Source organism: Aquimarina mytili, assembly GCF_016735115.1.
Taxonomy (GTDB): Bacteria; Bacteroidota; Bacteroidia; order Flavobacteriales; family Flavobacteriaceae; genus Aquimarina; species Aquimarina mytili.
The window spans coordinates 395098-413446 of record NZ_JAERQJ010000001.1 but is presented as its reverse complement, the minus strand read 5'-3'; the positions used below and the strand labels follow the sequence as shown (position 1 = coordinate 413446).

Genomic DNA, 18349 nt, shown 5'->3' with positions numbered 1-18349 from the left:
ACTATTAAAAAAAGCGTTCTATATTTGCATCCGCTTACAGCAAGGTGCCTTAGCTCAGTTGGTAGAGCAAAGGACTGAAAATCCTTGTGTCCCTGGTTCGATTCCTGGAGGCACCACCTTGAAAGCCCGAACAATTTGTTTGGGCTTTTTTTATACTCAAAAAAATGATTTTCAAACAGTTACAACTTATGTAGAATTGGATATTTATACTGATTTCGCATTTAATAGTTTTTCCTATAAGTATAATAATGTCTAGTATTTCAGCTGTTCATTTTTATCCCAGATACCCCAATATGCACCAACATCTCCTTCTGCTCCTACTTTCCAAGATTCATCAAAAGAAGAAAAAAAGAATATTTCGATGTCATCTTCTTTGGCCCATTTTTGAGTGTTCATGAAATATTTCATAGCATTTTCATAGGATGGAAATGCTCCTTCGAGGTTTGTGCCCTTACTAGGCCATCCAGTTTCAGAAATAATAACCTTTTTCCCTTTACCAGCGCGAAGTGCTCTTTGGTACATATCTTTCATATATAATAATGAATAATCCAAATCACAACCTTCCCAAAAAGGGTAGCAATTCGCCAAAATAATATCACAAGCCTCACTAATTCTTGGGTGATCCACAAACTCATAATATGCATCAACATACCCTACAGGAATATTCTTTATGTTTGATTTAGCGTGATTAATGAAATCCAACAATTGTTGTTCTGTCAAGTCACCTCTATACATAACCTCATTACCCACTGCTGCAATATCAATACAACCTTCTTCACACAAAGCAATAAGATTAGTGATCTCTTTTTGATTTACCTCGTCATCTTCTCCAAGCCATGCACCTACCAAAGTTTTTATACCATATTCTTTGGCTATTTTTGGTATTAATTCGTTTCCTTCGGTAGTAGAAAATGACCGGACCCATTGTGTATATGGCGCTATAATCTCCATACGCTGTCTTATTTGCGCCTCGGTTAATTGATCTCCAGGCTGCTGCCCTTCTACATATGGACTAAAACACAGCCCATGCATACCCTCGTCTAAAAACTCTCTAAACAAAGCTTGTAAGTCCTCGGTGCTTTTTCCTGCATAATCTATAGATGCTAATGCTAAAAATTTTTCGGTTCGTATCGACATTACACTATGCTATTTTTTATAAAATTTATAATTCTCCCCTCCTCTTCACTAATTCTACTTTAATTTCTCTAGCTCTATCCTCTGTTAACCTATATTTCCACATAACCCATATGGCTAATGCAGCAGTTATTGATGGGACTACAATATCGGCCACCCTAAGTCTGTTCATAGTTTCTATAGATTGCTCAGTAACATTAGGATCAAACCCAACAATACTTAAGATTAACCCACCTAATACTAGTGCTATAGATTGACCTATTTTTACCATCAACCAATAAATAGCTCCAAAGGTCCCTTCTTTACGCGGCATTCCGTTCTCTAATTCATCTAAATCACATACATCTGCTGTCATTGACATCATTAATGTAAATAACCCTCCCATTCCGAAAGCAAATAATGGAATTGGTAAAAATATAAGCCATGGCACATCACTACCGGGATCTATACTAAACCAGGACATCCCTATGCTATCGAGCATTGGGTTTATAGATTCAAATATTGCGCCTATTCCAGAGTTTAGTGATTTACCCAATCCCGTTTGATTAAATTGACTATTAAGTTCCTTATCAAAACCCCACCATTTTAAGAGATAACCTACTATTGATAATACTGTTGAAATTATAAAAGCTTTTTTCTTACCCCACTTATTAGCCATTCTTGAAATAATAGGTATGACAATAAATGCAGTAATTATAGCATTGATAGTATTAAACCATGCTGGCCAAGTACCTGCAAATTCATAACTACCATTATACATATAAAACACAATAATGAAAACACCAAAGGCAGCAACAAGTTGAAATCCGTTAAAAACCAAGAACGTAGCACCGCATAATTTCATGAAAGGTTTATTTTTAGAAACCTGAACAATCCCGGCAAATAAATCTTTCATGTTTGCGGCAAGTGTTTTGAAATTGATTTCTTTTCTATTTTCCATATGAGAGGAATCGATACCTTTACAAAATAACGCCGGTAAAATTCCAAAAACTATACACATTGCACCTACAATAAGAGCCATCGTACGCACACCCTCTGTCTGTGTATTAAATGTATTAGTGTCTGGAATAATAACATATAACCACGGTACAATCATCCAAGCTATTTGCCCCATGGTATTAGAAAATGCCATTAAACGTGTTCTTTCGTTATAATCTGATGTCATTTCATAACCAAGTCCAACTAATGGAGTGGCAAACATAGTATTTCCTATAAGAAATAGTAATTGAAGTACCATGACATGCCAAATAATATAGGATTGAGAAGCATTGTCATCAATCTGCCACATTAAAAAGAAAAGTATCCCGCTTATGATTGCTCCAACAAAAATGTAAGGTCTTCTGCGTCCCCATCTAGATTTTGTGTTATCAGAAATAAAACCCATTATGGGGTCGGTTATCGAATCAAATATTCTTGGCAAACCACCTAAAAGTCCTGCCCATAAAGGATCAACTCCCCACGCGGTTAATAGAAAAAATTGGATAAAAACCCCAAGTGTTCCCGGCAATATATTTAGTATAAAATGGCCGGCACCAAAGGCGGCTTTTTGACCCACAGGGACTTTATCTTTTGCAGCGGTTTTAATAGTTGACATAGTATGAATTATATTTAGCCAGGACTATGAATTGAATAGCCTATGCATTAATAGAAATTTCTTTATTCCAATGTTCTACAGTGAAAATCTTTTAGATTTTGCATTTCGATTATTTTTTTACCATTGTTAAACTCTCTTGGCTCTTAAAACAATAGTACCGTACACTTCTTTTATCTGATCTTTCAAAAGCCAACGGTTTCTTTTACTTTAGGTAGCTCTACATCTTTCATCATCTCGCTTTTGTCACCATTATACGTTTTGGTAATTATGTTACCTCCTCTTGTTAATCCTTTAAACATACCTTTATCTACTTTATCCCAAAGTGCATATTTTGCTTTACCATCAACCGTAATTAATCCGAAATGATTTTCTGAACCCTTGTTATTATGAGCGTCTTTCCAGGGTTCATCAAAGGCTTCAAAATAGAAGCATGATATCCCTTCTTTATTCGTCCATTCTCTCATGTATTTGTAATACAATGCTTCTTTAAATTCATCAGTAGCTTTAGAACCATTTGACCCATAGTGCCCATTGGATACAGTAGCCCAACCGGTCTCGCCTATATGAATAGGCTTTTTTACACCTAAACTTTCTACATAATTTGACACTGCCTTGTATTGCTTTTGTGCAAACTTTAAGGCTCTTTGCATAGCGGCTTCTATTTTTTCTTCTGAAGAGAGATTTACTTCTTCATCATCGATCCCCCAAAACTCAGGATTATAATGCGTATTATGATATGGGTAGGTGTGCATAGACACATAATCCACTGCTTTTATTAAAGCTTCTAAATCTTTAACATGATAACTTTCTTCACCGCCTCCCCAGGATGCAAAATCATCTGAAGACGTAATCCATAGATCTTTAGAAAGTTTACCTTCTTTCTTTAAATTTTGTAAATAATTAACCCATTTTAATATCACATTGGGCAGCACATAATAGCTGGTTGCCCATCTAATCATAGCTTCATTACCCACGGCAATTATTTTTACGATATCGGGGTATTGATTAGCCAATGCCACGGCTCTATTAATTTCACTTTCATTTTGTACACTTTCTGCGGTATGATCTGGTTCTTTATTTGTCCAGGCATTCTTACAATCAATCCAAGCACCAAGCATTACATACATTTCGAAAGTTTGGTCCTCTGCTTTTAGCTGACGTATAGCTTTTAATATATTAGAGGCTTGCGCCAATTGAACATTATAGGTTCTTAAGACTTTAATATTCATAGCCTGTAGAATTTTCATATCTTCTTTTAACTGTGCTATTGTAGGCTGAAACTCTCTCGAAGTTTTACGATAACCTCCATAGGATATTGCTAAATAATTTGGATTGCCTAAAATATCTTTGGCCGTAATGCTTTTTTGGGGACGCATAGCTTGTTTAATTTTTTGTTCTTGATTGCAAGACAGCATAAGTACTGCGAAAAATAATGATAGTACTATGTTGAGTCTTTGTATCATTTGCTTTTATTTTAAAATAGTTTTCTCAATATTTACTTTTATATTTTCTATTTCATTGGTTCTCTCAAATAGTTTTTGACTATTAGAAGTATCTAAATTTAATCCCGAATGCGAAGTAATTGAACCATCTACATAGGTTATTTCCAGGCTATTCTCTCCTGATAATGAATACACAATAGGTACTTGGCAATAGGTAAAGGCCAATTCGTGTCTATATAACTGTAATTGTTTTATATCCTGATTTACATCTACGTATTGGAACAATTTTGGATCTTTCAAAAATTCTCCTATTCGTAACAAGTATGGACAAAATTGTAATTCGCCATTGTTAACCGTTACACCTAATTCTCCTATACGACTTAGAATATCTTCTTTTACTTGCCCGGTCATACCTGGTTGTTGCGCACCTTTTCCTGTGGGTGTATGTGAGTACGGATCGGTAGGAAAAGCTCCATATAATTCAGGAGATTTGTGAACACCAATACCTTCATTGATTTCATAATAATGTTCTAATAATCTACCTATGGTTTCTTCACTTTCGTTTTCTTCAATCGCTCGTAAACAACATTCTTGTACTGCCAATAATAATTTAGATACCATATGCCAGTAAATTGAACCTAATCCTTCATAACCGTAAAATGTTCCGGAGCGCCCGGTAAATGCTTTGTGATTAAATACTTTTTCAAAAGTCTCTAATACTACACCTTTATATTTTTCAACCAGAGCATGATATCCTTTACCCGACAGCTTTTCTAATTCTTGTTTCAGACTTTCGGCATTATTAAAGTTTCCATTAAAATGATAATTTCCGTTTACGTCTTTTTCAATGATTCGTGTATTGTTATCTGCAAGTAATTGTGTTAACAGTCCTGAGTTTTCCACGTACTCTTTAGGGATACTATTTTTTTCCGTAAATTTTGGCAATTCCTTATTCGGATATAGTAAATAACTATATTGATCTTCTCTAAACAAAGCGCTGTTCTTCATGGCGTCTAACAGGCTTAAACTTTCTTTTGATGATAAATAACCCGAACTTAAAACGGCTACTTGACCTTCTAGCATTTCATCTAAATGAGTAACAGAAATTTCATTTTCATTTTCTACAGTCATTAAATTATATGCATGATACATATTATCGCCCCGCCTATTAGCATTTATAGAATGATTTAAATATTTCATGGTCAGATCAATAAAAGATTTTAAGTCTCCAAGCTTAAGTATTTCTTTTCTACCAGATAAAGCATCAATATACACTTTGGTTCTATACGTACTTCCGGCACTTCCTAAGCCATCAAGAATTTTTCTTCTTTCTTCATCTGTTATTCTACCAGATAAAAACCCTTCATGGTTTCTGAAGGTGGTATTTATATTTTTATAAAACTCTATTAGTTCTTCAGAAATCTCTATGTCCTTATCTTCTATATTTTCAAGAATGGTTTCAAAGAACTTAAAGAAACGCCTTAAGTAATATAGTGTAACCATTGAAACCCCATTACCCACCAAAGCATTATTAGCATCATTCCATTCTGGGCGTTGCGTATTTAACCAAATACCCGCTTCAGGAATAAAATTGGATAACTTGGCTAAGGTTGTGGCCAAAATCTTTTCTATGAAATTCACTTTGTGAATATGATGATTTTTGTCTTTTAGCAAGGCTCCATCTGCACCCAATTCAGCACGTTCTTCTCGTATCTTTCTGTCAAGATCGTAATCAAAATCTATGGTATCTTTTGGATTTTTTAAAAGGTCTTCATAAGGTTTAATTTTATAAGGTACATTAGCATACACAAACAAATCCTTAGTAAGAAAATATTGTAGTCTGCTTGGGTAATGATCTTGGAAAAATTCTAAAAACTTTAATAAGTAAATAATTTGATGATCTCCCCAATACCCTATATAAGACCAAGGATCGTGTTCTTCTATAACCTCCCAGTCTATACCTCCTTTTGTAATTCGATAAGGATTATAACCATCAAAAGTACTTGCGTTTAGGAATTTATGGATCATACTTTCCACAAACTCTGGATAAGAATATGCTAATGCTTCCCAATTTTGAAAAATATCTCTCCAATTTCCTTCATAATCTAATATTTTAGAACCATCGATCTCATCCCGAGTATTTATTGAAAATTTATTCCACGGACGACTAGGGTCTCCATGACGCCTACTAAACTTCAGCGGCATGTACTCTAAAGCTAGTCTCCTAAAATTTTTATCTTCATTTTGATGTGCTATTTCTCTAAGTTCTAAAAGCGTAAAGGTATCTGGAAAATTTTCTAATAGTTCTTCATTCTTATGATATACACGTTTATTAGCTAATCCCAGATAGTTAATAAAATCCTTTTTTTCTATGGTATAATTAGCATCGAAAATACCACCACGCATAATATTAAATAACGTGTTTGAATAGTGCCTGGCATTTCTTCTTTTATCGGCAGTACACTGAAGTCCATCTGATGCAGATACTAAGTTTATTAAACGTTGTATCCCAAGTTCTATGTCATCGTACACTTTCTGAATTAAATTGGTGTCGTTTTTAATTGCTTCTGAAATTTCTATTACCTGAGAAGGTCCTTGATTGACATTAGCAACCATTATCCAATCTTTACGTTCTTCTGCATGTAACACAATCGCGCAATTAACAAAATATGCGCCTTTTTCTGCTTTGATGTCAATTTCCTGATCGATTTCCTTTCCATTTCTATAGGAATTCAATTGTAATGAAGATAAAAGGTACTTTGGATTTTCTAAGCCACTAGACCAAACTGTATTCGCTTTTAACGCTTCACTCGGTTCTGCTCGGTCTAAAATAATAGCACTTAAGGCATAAATACCCAGTCCGCTATCTTGAATAAGTTGACTTCTTTTATAAGCATCTACCAAATTACTTCGTATCGCCTGAAGATCAGTATTAACCCCGTAGGGTATAATATTTTGTAAACCATCTAATACCTCAATATGCAGAGATGAATTAGAATTATTTATTAATGTACTTTTTTTAACAAAACCATATACATTGCTCGAACTCCACATATAGGTATATGTCAAATCCAAATCATGATGTACTTCTTCAAATAAAACCTTGTTTCCGTAGGCATTTTTATAAACATTTCTTGAATACTGGTATGTCCCGGAATACCTTTCAGAAAAGGGCTCCCATATGAATAGCTTTCCATCCTTTTGTATTCTAAAAATGGATTTATTACCTGTAATATCATACGATTCGGTAATTTTATCATCGGTATAATATGGAAAAATTGCATTGTTTGCGTCTTTTCTGCCCGCTGATAACCCTCCATTACTAGAGATAAACATCCAATGATTAGAATCACTAACAATGCTCATAAAAAAGGGCCGCATTAGATCACTATTAGAGATCATATAAAACGCTTCACCGTCAATTTTTACATGTTTCAGTTTTATTTTTTTGTCTTGGTTTATTTCTTGCATTACGGTCAAATTACCCTCCATTATCAAATGATAAATTTTTAATTAGTTTTGAAAAGGATTTTGCTATCTCGACCTTTTCATACTGCTTAATAATTCAATATTAATTAACTACTATTTTTTTCTAATTAAGGCCACTAACACTAAAGTTCTTTCGCAACGACATCATCTATAAATACTTCACCAGCGCAAGTAGCAGCGCCACCACACGTAGCTTGTATAAGTAATGACAACCCTTCGTCTACAGCAGCATCTGTAACAAATGTTTGCGAGTACGTAAGCCAACCGCCTATTGTTCCTGTATCTGCTGCATTACCCAAATCATGAGGTACTGCACCTCCTGAACTTTCTGAAAATGCTAAGACTTGTAATATTGAGCCATCAACAAAAGCCGTAGTAATCTTATACTTAAACGAAACTTCAATTGTTTTACTTCCAGCTACACTAGGTGCAAAACGCTCCATTTTAATATTTGGAACATGATTTGGGACAGGCCCAGTCGTTATTTTTACAGAGTAAGTACCGGTATTGGCGTCGGTATTAGTTACTGTTGGTATATTGGTGCCGCCAGCGTTAAGTTGCCAACAAACACCATCACCACCATTAGCTTCAAAACCTCCATTAGACAACAGCTCTCCAGCTGGTGGTGCAGGACAACCGCCTCCGCCACCAGAACTAAATAGTCTAAAATCATCTATAAAATAGGTCTCAGTAGTGTTAGTGTTCAATTCAAAGAACAATATAATTTTATCGTATTTTCCACTTTCACTACTTGCGAAATTAAACGTCAATTCTTCCCAACCGCTTGCTATACTAGTTACAGCTCCCACTTCTACATTAATCATATTATTCGTCTTATCCTCAAGTTTTACTAAAACATTGGTTCCTACATTGGGAGACCATACCTTTAATTTAAACCCGGCGTTCGCATTAAAATCAAATTTTGTTGTGAAATCAATTTGGTTATTGGCAAATAATGCTGCTCCAGATCTATCAATCTGACCTACTTTACACGATTTATTCACGTTGTTATCAAAATCCGGATTATCAACCCATGATAGACCCGCATCAAATGAACTTATACTTGCCGTTGGATCTGTTTGGAATGTTAAATTAAAATCTGATGCATCTAATGATTGACTGGTTTCTGGAGTGCATGGATCTGCAACCATCCCCGAAACCTGTTCTATATCATCTACATAGAAAGTACCCGCTGCTGTACCAGGACCATCTACAAACATTGTAAATCTTGAAAATCCATCTGATGAATTGAATGTAAAATAAATTTCTTCCCAACCTGTCCCTCCATGACTTGCAGTAGTTTCGACATCAGGACCGGTTCCGTCTTCTAGTTTGAGTAAAACATCTATAGGAGTATCTGACCAGAAAAGAGCTTTTACAGATTTTTGCTCCGTTAAATCTATTGGATCTCCTAAACTAAAGAAAAAGCCTTCAAAAACAGCTCCACTATTCGTGATTTCACCTACATTAGACACATCAGGATTTGCCCCTGTTGGATCTGGATTCTCTACAATTGCAAATGCTGCGCCACCAAATGTACTTACCTCGTAATCTACATTAGTGTCATCAAAACTAACAGGTAGTGTTATTGGAAGAGGGATGTTTATAAATATATCATCTTCAAAGGTATTTTCAGCCCCCGCAGTATTTTTGGCGGTAAGTACAACCGTATAACTCCCTGTCGGAAATGTCTTGATTGGATTAATTTCGGTAGACGTTGTACCATCACCGAAGTCCCAAGTATACCTATCCGCATTTTCAGAAAGGTTTAAAAATGAAACCCTGCCTGTATCTTCATTTATAGTTTGAGCAAAACTCGCAAGAACTTGTGGTAAGTTAGCGTCATCATCATCCTCACAACCAAAAAAGGTTATAACTACTACCAAAAGCCAAACTCCCTTACTTTTTTTGATAAATCGTCCCATGATTTTTTATTAATTAAATTGATTTGTTTTCGTTATTGATATACACGTACATAGTCTACCACCATGGTCTGCGGAAAGACTGTTTCTGCATTGGGTGGTCCTGGCAAGTTACCTCCAACAGCCAGATTTAAAATAATGTAGAACGGCCTATCGTTGAATACCCATTCACCCTCTCCATCAGTTTCTTCATCCACATCTTCAGGAGTTATTTGGTAATACAATGCGTTATCTACATAATAGTTGATGTAGTTTGGACCCCATTCTATGCCATATATATGGAAGCCGGTATCCACCCTATTATTCTCTAAGGCGTACGTTTTTGATATGGAATTTCCACCAGAGTACCCTGGCCCATGTACAGTACCAAATATTTTTGTTGGTGCATCCCCTGTGTTCTCCATAATATCTATCTCTCCTATCTGTGGCCAAACGCCACCATCACTATCATCACCCAACAACCAAAAGGCCGGCCACATTCCTTGACCAAAAGGTAGGCGTATGCGCGCCTCAAAACGACCATAGCGTTGTTGAATTTTTCCTTTGGTTTGTAATCTTGCAGAGGTATATTGTGCCCCATTAAAATTCTCTTCTCGAGCGGTGATCAATAAAAAACCGTTCTCAACAGTAACGTTTTCAGGTCTATCGGTATAGAATTGCAGCTCATTATTTCCCCATCCAGGAATACCTTGTTCTGAGCCATCACCAATGTCAAAATTCCAAAAAGAGGTGTCAATCTGGCCATCTACATCAAAATTATCTTCTGCCACTAAACTATTGAGAGTGGCCACGTTTTGAGTATCATCGGTCCCACAACCTGTAATAAAAAGGCAGGAAATAAACAGAAATCCAATTATCGTATTTATATTCTTATTCATTTTTTTAATTTTTTATTCTCTGTAGAAGTATATATTATCAATTATAAAAGAACTGCCATTTGACACAAGAGCAACTCTTGCTATATTATTTAAATTAGGAGAACCAGGGAAAACTGCCGTTGCTTCTGTAAAGGCATTTATAGGTATGTCTACACCAACCCAGGTGCCTTCAATTAGATCTGAGCTTGGTATAGTAAATCCACCTCCTGTATCGTCTCCACCACCATCAGAGTTGTCTGCACCAAAGTCAATTAATTGAACCGTGAGAGATGGGGCTGCAGAACTACTCAATTGTACATCTACATGCAGGTGTGTCATACCGGATACATCATTTGTACCTTCCCAGCCAAGTCCTACAAAGGTTAAATTGTCATAAGTAACAATCTGATCCCCATTGAAGTTTTGTGTTTGGACCTGTACGTTTTCATCATTAAACACGGCAAGATTCAAATTATTAACACTCGTATATGCATCACTAAATATTGATATAACATCTCCAGGATCTCTTGCTGGAGGCGTTTCTGCGCCATCAAAACTACCAAGTACATCTAAGTTCAAAGATCCTTCTGCTAAAACACCATCAAGTTGTGCCGTAATGGTTGTTGTACCTTCACCAACAATTTCAATCAATCCAAGTTCATTAACAAAGGCCACATTAATATCAGAGGACGAAAAATCAAAATAACTAGGTGCTGGTACAACCGTAATATCTTGCCCGGTAGGCGCATTAAAGGTGGCTTCTAAACCAACAATTGGTAAAACAGTTCCCGTAAAACCTTGCTCTGTCAAATTTTCTCCAGAAAATATAGCTGGTCTTAACTGAGCTATTGTACCTAAGTTCTCAAATCGTAATTCATCCATCCAAAAAGTAAAGCCAATCTCATTTCCGTTAGGTTCTGAATCGATTACGTCTAAGCCTCCTGCAGAGAAAACAAACATCCCTCTCTCTTGTACTAATTTTGAAGGGTCTGGAATTGGCACAATGTATTTTCGCCAATCTGTGGATAGCTGAATATTTGGTCTTTCAACCGCAAATTTATTCTCTTCAAAATCAGTCCCAAAGCCAACTAGACCAATAGTTGCAGTGGTAGATCCCCTAGCCCAAAAAGATAAGGCTGTATACCCTGTTAAATCCCTTCCTTCTCCTCTGTCAAGAAATATCCCTCCTACAAAACTTCCGTTTGGGTCATTTGGAGCTGGTACATCAATTCTTATAGAAGAGGATCCTTCATAGGCTACGTTATCATCGGTACCAAAGGCTTCTGGGTTAGCCCCAAGTGCAGGGTCAAACGACTTAAAAAATTCATCTGTAAGACCTACTGGGCTATCCGTAAAAATGTCGGCGGTATTTGGAAAAGTTGCAAATACTGCATCGTCTGAAAGATCTCTCTCACAACTAGATAGTAGTATTAAAACCAATGCTAAGGAGAATATGGTTTTCAAATTGATATGTTTTCTATTCTTCGTTTCCATTGTATTATTTTCCTATGTTAATGTGTATATATGTTCTTATTTCCCATTCGTTACCATCGTCAAATCCAACCGGACTTAATATCGGTTCTGGGGGAAATGTATTTGGCGGTACTGCTGTTGGTGAATACCTTGGAGAAAACTCATTTAATGAACGCCAGGTACCACGAATCCCTATTCTGGTGCTTGGTAGCACAAACCAGTCTGGTTTACCGATAGATGTCGATATATCCAGCATTAATTGCACTGGATATGTTAGGTTAAAATCTCGATGATAATCATACGGCCCCCAATCATTTATTTGAAAAGTATGCTGAAACATCCACTTTTTATAGATAACCCGAATATCACCTCCAATTCTATCGATTTCTCTGGGATCGCTACCATTGGCTTGTCCATTACCCGCAAATAACTTTGTTATTAGTCCCAAATCTGGGCTTATCTTAGATACGATACGTGAATTAACTTCCCATAAATCTCTAGCCGGTACAGAATTAGGGAAAGCAAATATGGTACGGTCTGCTAAAAAACCAATATGTGCATCCATTGTAGTTGGAAGGTGCCAATACACGAATCCTAAATTAAACGCAAGTTTAGCATCTTCAGATCTATCATTATCCCATTGATAAAACCATGATCCAGGGGTTGGATCATAGGTCAATAATAATTCTCCAGCTGTTGTTTTTCTGTTCGCTCTTACTACAAAAGGATCTACAAGTATGTTTCTTAATCTTCCCGCCCCTCCAACATCATTTGGTATCGCATCTACTAATGGTTCTTGCCATAAAAAGTTTGGTGCTATTTGAAAATCTCCTATAGTATATGTAAAACCTGTTAGAAAACTATTTTGGTTTCCACTACCATTATCTTTTAGTTTCCACCCGGCAAATGATTGCGTTTGATCAACTCCCCCATTGGCTACCAAGCCTGTGATACCACCTAGAGCATACCAATTAAACTTTCCTTTTGAAAATGTAACCCTAGCTTTAGCGCCCCAGTTATCTTCGCTATTTATCTTATCTTGATATACTACATAGTTTCCTGTTTCACCTCTTACATCCTGATACGTAATACCGTTTAGCGGATTACCCGCCCATATACCTCCAAGTATAATTCCTAACGGTCCAAAATCTCTTTCTACCACCAAAGTGGCTCTTTCTGTTGGCCAGGGGGGAATTACACCACTTCTAACCTGATTTGCATCCAAGATTCGACTACCACTTTCATCTAACTCTATATCTGTATCAAAATCTCTATGGTAAATACCCGTAATATCAAATTTCTTTATCTTGGTACTATATTTTAGCAAAGCTGTTGGATTAGCTCCCCACCATATTTGAGGGCCAAATGCAGCTTTCAAACCGTTTAGACTGCCTTTCCCATTCAGCTCCATACCTAAAATTTCACCATTATAAATATCTAAATTAGGACCATAGTTAGCCTCTGGATATAGCCCAAAAAAATCACCTTCGTAACCCCAATGGTAATGTCCGGTCCTATAGAATCCTTTTATATCGGCAATTTTAGTGTTCCATTCGTATTCTGCATTATAAACACGTAATCTATTAAAATCGGCTATTTCAACATCTAAATCGTTTCCTCCTTCCACGCCTTGAACTACAACCGGTCTACCTACACTTTCATAAAACAATTCATTAATCGGGTTCTCGGCAACATTGCCTAGGATATTAAAATTAACATTAGCTCGCATACTTGGTGAAGGTTTTCCTTCTACCCCTATGTAATAGGATTGCATGTGATCAAAACCTAATTGATTTGGAAATACATTTGCGTTTGGATCTTCATTTTCTGGAGTTGTGATCAAGGTCCCGCCGGTATTAAACGTAGTGAATTCTGCTCTTAGTTGACTTAATCTTATTTTCCCTCCACTTTCAGCTTCTAAAGCTGCTTTATCCCCTCTGGCTCTCAACATGGCATCCATTATTTGAATGTTGTCAAAATAATTATCCATAAAATCAAGTGTCATTCCACTTTCATATGGGTTAAGTCGATGAGCTTCTTTTAAAGCATAGTAGGCGGCACGCGGATATAATTCGTAGAGTCCTCTTTCGTTGGTTGGCCCTTTGGCACAAATACCGAACCACTCTTCGTTCATATTATTATCATCCTTTTTTGCTTGATCTCTATTATACCCTCCGTTAGACCAAGAAGCTGCATTATCATGAACCTCTAAGTTTTCGGTTTGTTTATATTTCCACCAACCGTCACTAAATTGAAAAGTAAATCCTCCAATTGAGTTTCCCGCTCTACCTAGTCCTGATGCATTTTCATAAATCTCTTTCCAATTTCCTAAGTTATAGTATGCCTGAGAATATTGATCTTCTTGATTATCTCTAGCATTGAAAGCATCAGCACCAAACTCTGCAAAAAGAATTGGCAAACCTAATTCGTCTCTAACCCTTTGAAAGGCATCTCCAAACGAAATACCGCGATACATATTAGTACCATAAATATCAATATCCGTACATTCTTCTTTTACGATATCTGCATATAATAGATCTCCATTGCATATTGCAACCGGATGTGATTGATCTATAGCTTTTACCTCTTTTGCTGCATCATTAAATGCTTTATACAATGCTCTAGCTGCCAGTTTAATACCCGAACTGGTATCATTAATTGGGATATCTTCTGTTTCTGCGCCAGTCCATGATAAGTGATAATTGTTTTCATTACCAATCATGTATAAAAGTAACCCTGGTGTATTTTTATACGTATTAGCCATATCTCTGGCTTCTTCCATTAACACTTTTCTTGTGTCAGGATCTGCATAATCGGTTTGTGGTACCCAGGCACCATTTATAGTAAGCCCATAGGCTCCAAAAGTAATATTGAGCATGGTGTAAATACCATAATTTTCGTAGATGTATTGAATCCACTTGGGTTTAAGGTTATAGGTACGAATAGCATTAACACCCATATTCCTTAATAAGGACATTTCGCCATCTATGGCTGCTTTAATGATATCATCGGACTTAGCCCAAATACCAGGGTCAGTAATTGTGGTACCAATTGGAACATAATCCCAATTTACCCCATTGACCATAAAATCTTTTCCGTTGACTACCAATTTTATCCCTTTGCTATCATTAACAACAGATACTTGATCAACCTGTGCGCTCCCTATAATGGTAAACAAGAAAAGTATCAATTTTAGAAAATTAGTTCTCATAGAGTTTATTTACTTTAAGAATGACTGTAAAAAATGTGAAGAAATTTCTTTTGCTGTATTCGCCCCAAATACTATTTGACATGACTTTTAAAATATTAAATTAAAGATTGATTGTGTTTTATTAGACATCTCCCCGACATGATAAACTTATCTTAAAAAGTTATGAGATCCACAAAAAACACCTCAACAAAAAACATACATGACAATAAAAAGAGTGTTTTTTTGAATTATTAATACCTCAGCCCTTGTTATTGAAAGGTTTCAATAAATGATTAAACAACCGTTAAAAAAGTATTTGGGATTACCGTGTATAGGTAATGTATAGGTGTAAATCCGGTTTGTATAGGTGCTTACAATTGTAGAATGTAATTTACGAGGTTTTCTTCGTGTTGCAGATTTAGTTTTTTTCGAAGTCTGTAACGTTTAATTTCAACACTTCTTGCAGATATATTGAATAGTGGTGCTATTTCTTTTGAAGATAAATTAAGGCGGAGATACGCACAGAGTTTTAGGTCATTGGGCGATAGATCCGGGTGAGTCTTTTTTAATTTTTTCAAAAATTTCCTATCAACATTATTAAATGCTTCTTTAAAAAACTCCCAATTGTCTGCATGATTTATATTTTTATCGATAATACCTATAACTGGTTTCACAGAGTTTTGATCCGGAACTTTGGTAAGATGGTTTTTGATTTGTGTTAATAATTCATTCTTTTTCGCAATGTCAATGGTCGAAGCAGCTAACTCTTTGCTTTTACTTTTAAATTCTTGTTTTAGTTGCTCATTTTTGATTCTAATAATTTCTTTTTCGTTTTGAACTTTAGCAAATTCTAACTCATGCTTATTTTTGTCGATCAATTTTTGTTGTTCCTTATTATAATATCGCTTATACATGGTGTGCATAAAAATTGAAAACAGAATAATAGCCAAAGCATAGATAGATAGCATTATGTTTGAAATATACCATGGCTTAGCAATCGAAAATGAATATGAAGCTGTATTAGCTGAGATATCATTACCTATTTTTGCTCTTACATTAAATGTGTAATCTCCAAAAGGAAGATTTTCAAATAAAGCATTGGGATTTTCTGACCAATCACTCCAACTATTATACATTCCTGTAAGTTGATATTGATATTGAGTAATTATGCACTTATTGAATTCCGGGGCATAAAAGGAAAATTCAAAATTATTTTGTTTTGTTTTAAAATCACCTGCTATTCTTTTATCCAACAACCTTTTGTTTACTTCACTTCTTCCTTCCTTGATACTACCAATATGAACTTGAAAGTTTTTCGCTTTTATTTCGTTTATATTAACAGTTATATACCCTGATGTGGTTCCAATTAAATATTTATTATCATCATTAAGTCTAATTATATTTTCATAACCAAGAATCCCGTTTCTAACTTCTTTTGTTAAAGGTATACTTCTTATTTTCGGAAGATTTGTTAATTCGCCTTGAGAGATGTAGTTTATATTAGATTTTGTAAAAACCCATAGATTATTACTTCTTTTATCTAAAATCAGTTTTCCGGAAATGTACTCATCTTTGGTATAGACATTGCTTAAAATACTATCCTTACTAAATTTTTTATTGGCATTATCGTATTTAAAAATTCCATTTTTATAGGCATACAATATATCTTTATTATACTTTATAATTCCAGAGTTTGCACCTTTAATCAATGAGTCTGTAAAAACACTTTTTACTATAGTAAAAGCGCTATCCACCTTTACTTTATATACTCCATTATATTCGTGATTTACAAAAATTTCATTGTCTAGCGTTTCAAGATATCGGGATGAATTATTAAACCCTCTAATCTTATTTTTTATTTGCCAGGTATTATTAATTTTTTCCAGGATATAAATCCCGTCATAATTTGCCTGAAGAAGAAGATTAGGTTTATTGTTAAATGTATCTATCCCCCAAGTTCCTTGAATATTTGATATTTTTTTTGCTTTATTATTCTCAATAATAAACGTTCCGGAGTTATGTCCACAAAACAGTGTTTGATCTATTTGTTTTAGACACCAAACTTGTCCCTCTGTACCTTCAATAAAAATAAAATCATCATTATTTTCCAGGGTTTTATAAAATAATCCCTGATTAGTTCCTAAATACAGATTACCATTACTAATTGCCGATGCATATACGCTACCTAAAACCCCTTTATTATCCTCATATATTCTAAATGGTGAATTTATATTGATATAACTGATTCCGTTATCAAGACCAAGCCAAATATTGTTATCTACATCTTCAAATAGCGATAGAATGGTGTTATTTGATACCCCTTTGCTTTGATCAATATTAGAAATTAACTCTCCATTTTCATTAAGATGAATTAAACCATGAGATATAGTTCCTAAAGCAAAACTCTTATCCTTTAATCTAATACCATCATAAATGCTGACCTGAGTTAATAAATCGTTTGAATTTTTTTCATACTTGATCAGCGAATTATTTTTTGAAATATAAAAGCCATTATCTCTAGTAAGTACAAGTAACTCTTTACCGCTTTTAAAAAGATTAATTACTTCATTATTCTTGATTATATCATCATCAAAAGCCAAAAAACTCTCGCCATATTCAATTTTAAAAATTCCTTGATTAATTCTTTGGAAATAAATACTCTGATCGACCTTAAACATTTTTGTTATAGTATCGTCTGATTCTATAATGTTTACAGATGTATCTTTAACATTATAGATGTAAATACGTTTTAAAGATTGAAAAACTACCCAATCATCTATATTGATAATATTCCAAAACTCCTCATCTTCGAGTAGTTTAACCCCTGTTTGTTGGGTTAGCGATGTATAGTTTAAAATTCCCAAATCATTTTTCTGCCAATACCCAAACTCCATAAAACACCCTGTATAAATGCGATCTTCAACAACACCAACAGATCTCATTATACTCTCATTTGGAGAAGGGTAAAGCTTCCAACTAGCGCCATTATATTCTAATAAACCTTTATTATTAGCAACATAGATTAATTTGTTTGAAGATTGGGAAATTGACCAATTTTGGTTTTCGGCATTATACTCTTTAGGAGAAAAATTTTGAATAGGAGGTAGCTCCTGTGCTTTACTACCAGCACAGAAAAAAATCAGTAAAAAAAGAGGTATTACTTTATTGATTCTCAATTAACAATGTAAATATATTCCTATTACAATAATACAAATTATTAATTCAACGAGAAATCTAGTTAAGTTTCA

At 35.0% G+C, this 18349-nt stretch carries 9 protein-coding genes and 1 tRNA gene; 1 reads left to right on the top strand and 9 read right to left on the bottom strand.

The window, feature by feature from the left end:
* Positions 1-43: 43 nt before the first annotated feature.
* Positions 44-116, top strand: a tRNA-Phe gene (locus JJQ60_RS01810).
* Between the two features lie 136 nt (positions 117-252).
* Here JJQ60_RS01810 and JJQ60_RS01805 read toward each other — a convergent pair.
* The 9 genes from JJQ60_RS01805 to JJQ60_RS01765 all read right to left on the bottom strand — a co-directional run bounded on the left by JJQ60_RS01805 (position 253) and on the right by JJQ60_RS01765 (position 18277).
* On the bottom strand, positions 253-1137 hold the full coding sequence (locus tag JJQ60_RS01805; RefSeq protein WP_201916238.1) for a glycoside hydrolase family 17 protein: 885 nt from the start codon (positions 1135-1137) through the stop codon (positions 253-255).
* A gap of 25 nt (positions 1138-1162) precedes the next feature.
* Positions 1163-2728 (bottom strand): MFS transporter, encoded by a 1566-nt coding sequence (locus JJQ60_RS01800; protein WP_201916237.1) that lies wholly within the window; start codon positions 2726-2728, stop codon positions 1163-1165.
* 182 nt (positions 2729-2910) lie between these two features.
* Positions 2911-4191 carry a glycoside hydrolase family 17 protein gene (locus JJQ60_RS01795; protein ID WP_201916236.1) on the bottom strand — a complete coding sequence of 427 codons (1281 nt, stop codon included), beginning with the start codon at positions 4189-4191 and terminating at the stop codon, positions 2911-2913.
* A 6-nt stretch (positions 4192-4197) separates the two neighbouring features.
* Positions 4198-7641 (bottom strand): hypothetical protein, encoded by a 3444-nt coding sequence (locus JJQ60_RS01790; protein WP_201916235.1) that lies wholly within the window; start codon positions 7639-7641, stop codon positions 4198-4200.
* A gap of 140 nt (positions 7642-7781) precedes the next feature.
* Positions 7782-9584: a PKD domain-containing protein gene (locus tag JJQ60_RS01785; protein WP_201916234.1), complete on the bottom strand. Its 1803-nt coding sequence runs from the start codon at positions 9582-9584 to the stop codon at positions 7782-7784.
* 32 nt (positions 9585-9616) lie between these two features.
* Complete coding sequence (locus JJQ60_RS01780; protein WP_201916233.1) at positions 9617-10459, bottom strand: glycoside hydrolase family 16 protein; 843 nt, start codon at positions 10457-10459, stop codon at positions 9617-9619.
* A 12-nt stretch (positions 10460-10471) separates the two neighbouring features.
* Positions 10472-11902 carry a glycosyl hydrolase family 16 gene (locus JJQ60_RS01775; RefSeq protein WP_236669009.1) on the bottom strand — a complete coding sequence of 477 codons (1431 nt, stop codon included), beginning with the start codon at positions 11900-11902 and terminating at the stop codon, positions 10472-10474.
* Positions 11903-11936: 34 nt separating this feature from the next.
* Positions 11937-15122: a glycoside hydrolase family 2 TIM barrel-domain containing protein gene (locus tag JJQ60_RS01770; protein ID WP_201916231.1), complete on the bottom strand. Its 3186-nt coding sequence runs from the start codon at positions 15120-15122 to the stop codon at positions 11937-11939.
* A 350-nt stretch (positions 15123-15472) separates the two neighbouring features.
* Positions 15473-18277 carry a helix-turn-helix and ligand-binding sensor domain-containing protein gene (locus JJQ60_RS01765; RefSeq protein WP_236669008.1) on the bottom strand — a complete coding sequence of 935 codons (2805 nt, stop codon included), beginning with the start codon at positions 18275-18277 and terminating at the stop codon, positions 15473-15475.
* Between the last annotated feature and the right edge of the window lie 72 nt (positions 18278-18349).

Bases quoted from the DNA above. Each gene is read 5' to 3' on its own strand.
- JJQ60_RS01800 (WP_201916237.1), bottom strand. From the start codon at position 2,728: ATGTCAACTATTAAAACCGCTGCAAAAGATAAAGTCCCTGTGGGTCAA.
- JJQ60_RS01780 (WP_201916233.1), bottom strand. From the start codon at position 10,459: ATGAATAAGAATATAAATACGATAATTGGATTTCTGTTTATTTCCTGC.
- JJQ60_RS01785 (WP_201916234.1), bottom strand. From the start codon at position 9,584: ATGGGACGATTTATCAAAAAAAGTAAGGGAGTTTGGCTTTTGGTAGTA.
- JJQ60_RS01790 (WP_201916235.1), bottom strand. From the start codon at position 7,641: ATGCAAGAAATAAACCAAGACAAAAAAATAAAACTGAAACATGTAAAA.
- JJQ60_RS01770 (WP_201916231.1), bottom strand. From the start codon at position 15,122: ATGAGAACTAATTTTCTAAAATTGATACTTTTCTTGTTTACCATTATA.
- JJQ60_RS01795 (WP_201916236.1), bottom strand. From the start codon at position 4,191: ATGATACAAAGACTCAACATAGTACTATCATTATTTTTCGCAGTACTT.
- JJQ60_RS01805 (WP_201916238.1), bottom strand. From the start codon at position 1,137: ATGTCGATACGAACCGAAAAATTTTTAGCATTAGCATCTATAGATTAT.